The 5,395-nt window shown below is 70.6% G+C and carries 4 protein-coding genes and 1 pseudogene; all 5 read right to left on the bottom strand.

The genetic code is table 11. From position 1 onward, the window contains the following. Positions 1-29: 29 nt before the first annotated feature. The gene (rpsO, locus tag ABD151_RS04685) at positions 30-305 is read right to left on the bottom strand and encodes a 30S ribosomal protein S15 (protein ID WP_343991827.1); all 276 of its coding nucleotides are present in this window, start codon (positions 303-305) and stop codon (positions 30-32) included. Positions 306-497: 192 nt separating this feature from the next. Continuing rightward, positions 498-1,436, bottom strand: a complete 939-nt coding sequence (locus tag ABD151_RS04680; RefSeq protein ID WP_343991825.1) for a bifunctional riboflavin kinase/FAD synthetase — start codon at positions 1,434-1,436, stop codon at positions 498-500. Between the two features lie 67 nt (positions 1,437-1,503). Continuing rightward, entirely contained in the window at positions 1,504-2,379 is an 876-nt protein-coding gene (truB, locus tag ABD151_RS04675) for a tRNA pseudouridine(55) synthase TruB (RefSeq protein WP_343991823.1), read from the bottom strand. Beyond that, positions 2,376-2,852: a 30S ribosome-binding factor RbfA gene (gene rbfA / locus ABD151_RS04670; RefSeq protein WP_343991820.1), complete on the bottom strand. Its 477-nt coding sequence runs from the start codon at positions 2,850-2,852 to the stop codon at positions 2,376-2,378. The genes truB and rbfA overlap by 4 nt, the downstream gene beginning before the upstream one ends. A gap of 89 nt (positions 2,853-2,941) precedes the next feature. Next, a pseudogene (gene infB / locus ABD151_RS04665) lies at positions 2,942-5,395 on the bottom strand (translation initiation factor IF-2); the annotation flags it as partial.

The following is a 5,395-nucleotide window of genomic DNA, read 5'->3' as shown; positions in this document are numbered from 1 at the left end:
GCCCCCTTCCGCGGATCACAGGTCGTTGATCAACGACGCAGGCCGAGGCGCTCGACGATCGAGCGGTAGCGCTCGATCTCGGTCTTCTGCAGGTAGTTCAGCAGACGACGGCGCTGGCCGACGAGCAGCAGCAGACCACGACGGCTGTGGTGGTCGTGCTTGTGCTGCTTGAGGTGCTCGGTGAGGTGCGCGATGCGGTGGCTGAGCAGCGCGATCTGCACCTCCGGAGAACCGGTGTCGCCCTCGGTCGTGGCGTACTCGGCGATGATCTTCTTCTTGGTCTCCGCGTCGGTACCAATGGACATACGGCGACTCCTCTCCTGATGTTCGTTGCGCGGCGCCCTCGCCAGGTCGACGATGGCTCTCTTTATCCGCGGCCGTTCTGACGGCATGTCGCCCCGAAGGGCAACCTGACAAGGCTATCAACCAACCTCGCCGGCCAGCGAATCGGTGTAGCCCGTCAAGGACGACGGCGACGACGCCGGCGAGCGGCGGGCTCAGGCGCCGAGGATCTCGCGGGCCCGGGCGACGTCGTCGTTCATCGCCTCGATCAGCGACTCGATGCCGTCGAAGCGCAGCATCCCGCGCAGCTTGGTCACGAAGGTCACCTCGACCTGAACGCCGTACAGGTCCAGGTCGGTGCGGTCCAGCACGTACGACTCGACGCGGCGCTCCCGGACTCCCTCGAAGGTGGGGTTGGTGCCCACCGAGATCGCGGCCGGGAACCGCTCCCGGGTGTCGAGACGGGTCAGCCAGCCGGCGTAGACGCCGTCGACCGGTGCCGCCACCTGCGGGTCGGTGGGCACGTTCGCGGTCGGGAAGCCCAGCTCGCGTCCACGCTGATCGCCCTTGATCACCACGCCGGTCACCGTCACCGGACGGCCCAGCGCCTCGGCAGCGCCCGCGACGTCGCCGGCGGCCAGGCAGGTGCGCACGTAGGTGGAGCTCCACACCTGCGGCCCGCCGTCCAGGGCGACCCCCTCAGCGGTGAAGCCACGCTCGGCACCCAGCTCACGCAGCGCGGCGACGTCGCCGGCCGCCCGGTTGCCGAAGCGGAAGTTGGCGCCGACCACCACAGCCTTGGCCGCGAGCGCGTCGACGATGATCCGCTGCACGAACTCGGCAGGGCTCCAGGCCGCGACGTCACGGTCGAAGGGGATTACCAGCACGTGGTCCACGCCGGCCTGGCGCAGCAGTTCGGCGCGCTCCTCCAGCGTGGTCAGCATGACCGGCGCGTGCTCGGGCCGCAGGACCGCCATCGGATGCGGGTCGAAGGTCACCGCGACGACCGGCAGCCCGCCTGCCTCGTCGGCGACCTCACGGGCACGTCGGACCACCAGCTGGTGTCCGAGATGGCAGCCGTCGAAGTTGCCGATGGTGACCACGGCGCCTCCTAGGTCGGAGGGCACCTCCTGCGGCGAGCGCCAGATTTCCACCCCGGCACTCTACGAAACTTCTGCCCGTGCCAGGTACTCGGGGCACGTCCACGAGACGGCGTGCCGCTCAGCCGACGAAGACCGCCACCGGCTTCGCGCCCGAGCTGCTCGGCTCGTACAGGGCCAGGAACTCCCCGTCCGGGGCGAAGAGCGCGCTCGCGGTGGCGAGGTCCAGGTCGAGGCGGCGCCCCACCCGCACGGATGCTGCCTGCTCCTCGGTGAGGTCCACGGCGGCGAAGGTCTGCCGAGCCGCCTGCGCGATCGGGACCATCGTGAACTCCTCCCCCAGCTCGTCGAGGGTGCGGGCGGCATCGAGCCCGAACGCACCGACGGCGGTGCGGCGCAGCGCGGTCAGGTGACCACCGACGCCGAGCGCGGCGCCCAGGTCACGCGCGATCGCCCGGATGTAGGTACCCGAGGAGCACCGCACGCTGACGTCGACGTCGAGGCAGTCGCCGTCACGTCGCATCTCGTGCACGAGGAGCTCATGGATCGTCACCGGCCGCGCCTTGAGCTCGACCTCCTCGCCGTCACGCACCCGCTGATAGGCGCGCTTGCCGTCGACCTTGATCGCGGAGACCGCGGTCGGCACCTGCTCGATCTCGCCGACGAAGGCAGCGAGCGCCGAGCGCACCTGCTCGTCGGCGAGGTGGCCGGCGGGCGTGGTGCTGGTGACCTCGCCCTCGGCGTCGTCCGTCGTGGTGGCGACGCCGAGCCGGATGGTCGCGTCGTAGCCCTTCTCCGTCAGCATCAGGTGCCCCAGCAGCCGGGTCGCCCGGTTGACCCCGACCACCAGCACGCCGGTGGCCATCGGGTCGAGGGTGCCGGCATGGCCGACCTTGCGGGTTCCGGCCAGCCGCCGGACGCGGGCGACCACTCCATGGGAGGTGACTCCCTGGGGCTTGTCGACGATCACCAGCCCCGAGACGAGCGGTTCGCTCATGCGGTGGCGTCGGACTCGTCGTCGGCGCCGAGCTCGTCGGCGTCGAGCTCGTCGTCCTCACGCGGCTTGCGGTACGGGTCCTCGCCACCGGCGTAGGTCGCACCGAGCGCGGTCGCGGCGACCTGCTCATCGATCTCCTTGGCACGGGCCAGCACCTCGTCGAGGTGACGGGCCGTCTCCGGCAGCGCGTCGCGGATGAAGTCCAGCGACGGGACGTGCCGCATGCCGAGCTGCTTGCCCACCTCGGAGCGGATCAGGCCCTTGGCCGACTCCAGCGCGGCGGCAGTGCCGGCCACCTCGTCCTCAGCACCGAACACGGTGTAGAAGATGGTGGCCTGCTGGGAGTCGCCGGTGAGTCGCACGTCGGTGACGGTGACGAAGCCGAGGCGCGGGTCCTTGATCCGACGCTCCAGCATCTCGGCGACGATGACCTTGATCCGGTCGGCGATCTTGCGTACTCGTGGGCTCGCCATGACTTCTCCTCAGAAAGAACTTTGTGTGCTGAGCCCGCCGCCCGCCTGCTGAGCTTCCAACAGGCGGGCGACGGGGATCAAGCGATGAATCAGCCGCGCGGGATCTCGCGCATCTCGAAGGCCTCCACGACATCGCCGAGCTTGATGTCCTGGAAGTTCTTCAGCACCATGCCGCACTCGAAGCCCTCGCGGACCTCGGACGCGTCGTCCTTCTCCCGCCGCAGCGAGGCAAGGTCGAGGTTGTCCGCGATGACAGCGCCGTCGCGCAGGACGCGAACCTTGGCGTTGCGGCGGATGACACCCGAGGTGACCATGCAGCCCGCGATGTTTCCGGCCTTGGAGGACCGGAAGATGTCGCGGATCTCGGCCTGGCCCAGCTGGGCCTCCTCGTACTCCGGCTTGAGCATGCCCTTGAGAGCAGCCTCGATCTCCTCGATGGCCTGGTAGATGACCGAGTAGTACCGGATCTCCACGCCTTCCTTGTCGGCCATCTGCGCCGCCTTGCCCTGCGGGCGGACGTTGAAGCCGATGATGATCGCGTCGGAGGCAGCGGCCAGGTCGACGTTGGTCTCGGTGATCGCACCGACACCGCGGTCGATGACGCGCAGCGTGACCTCGTCGCCGACGTCGATCTGGGCCAGCGAGTCCTCGAGGGCCTCGACCGAACCGGACACGTCGCCCTTGAGGATGAGGTTGAGCTCCTGGCTCTCGCCCTTCTCCATGGAGGCCATGAAGTCCTCGAGGGTGCGGCGCACGCGACGCTTGGCCTGCATGGCCGCACGCTCACGCGCCTCGCGCTTCTCGGCGATCTGGCGAGCCATCCGGTCGTCCTCGACCACGATGAAGTTCTGGCCGGCGCCCGGAACCGAGCTAAGACCGAGAACCATGGCCGGACGCGACGGCTCCGCGACCTCGAGCTCGTTGCCGTACTCGTCGAGCATGGCACGCACGCGGCCGTGTGCCGGGCCGGCGACGATGGAGTCACCGACACGCAGCGTTCCGCGCTGGACCAGGATCGTGGCCACCGGGCCGCGACCGCGGTCGAGGTGCGCCTCGACGACGAGACCCTGGGCGTCCATGTTCGGGTTGGCCCGCAGGTCGAGCGACGCATCGGCGGTGAGCACGACGGCCTCGAGCAGCTTGTCGAGGTGCAGCCCCGCCTTGGCGGAGACGTCGACGAACATGGTGTCGCCGCCGTACTCCTCGGGCACCAGGCCGTACTCGCTGAGCTGACCGCGGACCTTGGTCGGGTCGGCCTGCTCCTTGTCGATCTTGTTGACCGCGACCACGATCGGGACGCCGGCCGCCTTGGCGTGGTTCAACGCCTCGACGGTCTGCGGCATCACGCCGTCGTCAGCCGCCACCACGAGGATCGCGATGTCGGTGGCCTGCGCACCACGGGCACGCATGGCGGTGAACGCCTCGTGACCCGGGGTGTCGATGAACGTGATCGGACGCTCGCTGCCGTCGACCTCGGTGGTGACCTGGTAGGCACCGATGTGCTGCGTGATGCCACCGGCCTCCTTGTCACCCACGTTGGCGTTGCGCAACGCGTCGAGGAGGCGGGTCTTTCCGTGGTCGACGTGACCCATCACGGTGACCACCGGCGGGCGGTGTGCGAGGTCGTCCTCGCCGCCCTCGTCGGCACCGAAGTCGATGTCGAAGGACTCGAGCAGCTCGCGGTCCTCGTCCTCGGGAGAGACGACCTGGACGACGTAGTTGAGCTCCTCGCCGAGCAGCTCCAGCGTCTCGTCGTTGACGGACTCGGTGGCGGTGACCATCTCGCCGAGCGAGAAGAGCATCTGCACCAGGGCCGCGGGGTCGACGTTGATCTTCTCCGCGAAGTCGGTCAGCGAGGCGCCACGAGCGAGACGCACCGTCTCGCCGTCACCCTTGCGGACCCGCACGCCGCCGATGGTCGGGGCCTGCATGGCCTCGAACTCTTGACGACGCGCGCGCTTCGACTTGCGACCGCGACGCGACGGACCGCCGGGGCGACCGAAGGCACCCTGGGTCTGGCCACGCTGGCCGGGACGACCACCGCCGCCACCACCGGGGCGACCGCCACCGGGGCCACCGGCGAAGCCGCCGGGACGACCCGGAGCGCCAGCGCCGGCACCGGCACCGGGGCCACCACGGCCCGGAGCACCGGGACGACCCGGAGCGCCACCGCGACCACCCGGGCCACCACGGCCCGGACCGGCGGGACGGCCGCCGGGGCCCTGCCCGAAGGCAGCCGGGGACTTCGGCATCATCGCCGGGTTCGGGCGCGGCATGCCGGGACGACCGCCCGCGGCGCCACCCTCACGCGAGGCCGGCGGACGCGGCGGACGCTGGTCGTTGCCACCCTGGGCGGGCGCGCTCGGACCACGGTCTGCCGGGGTCGGGCGCTTGCCCATGCCCTGGCTGGGCGCGAACGGGTTGTTGCCCGGGCGCGGAGCGCCGGGGCGACCCACCGGACGCGGGGAGGGCGCACGCGGCGCCGGCTTGGGTGCCGAGGAGGCGGCCGCAGCGGCCGGCTTCTCGGCGGCCGGGGCCGGGGG

The organism is Nocardioides dubius (genome assembly GCF_039528155.1).
In the GTDB taxonomy this organism is placed as follows: domain Bacteria; phylum Actinomycetota; class Actinomycetes; order Propionibacteriales; family Nocardioidaceae; genus Nocardioides; species Nocardioides dubius.
This window is presented reverse-complemented; position numbering and strand designations above follow the sequence as displayed.

Coding starts and splice junctions, on each gene's coding strand:
- rpsO (WP_343991827.1), bottom strand. CDS start 305: ATGTCCATTGGTACCGACGCGGAGACCAAGAAGAAGATCATCGCCGAG.
- truB (WP_343991823.1), bottom strand. CDS start 2,379: ATGAGCGAACCGCTCGTCTCGGGGCTGGTGATCGTCGACAAGCCCCAG.
- rbfA (WP_343991820.1), bottom strand. CDS start 2,852: ATGGCGAGCCCACGAGTACGCAAGATCGCCGACCGGATCAAGGTCATC.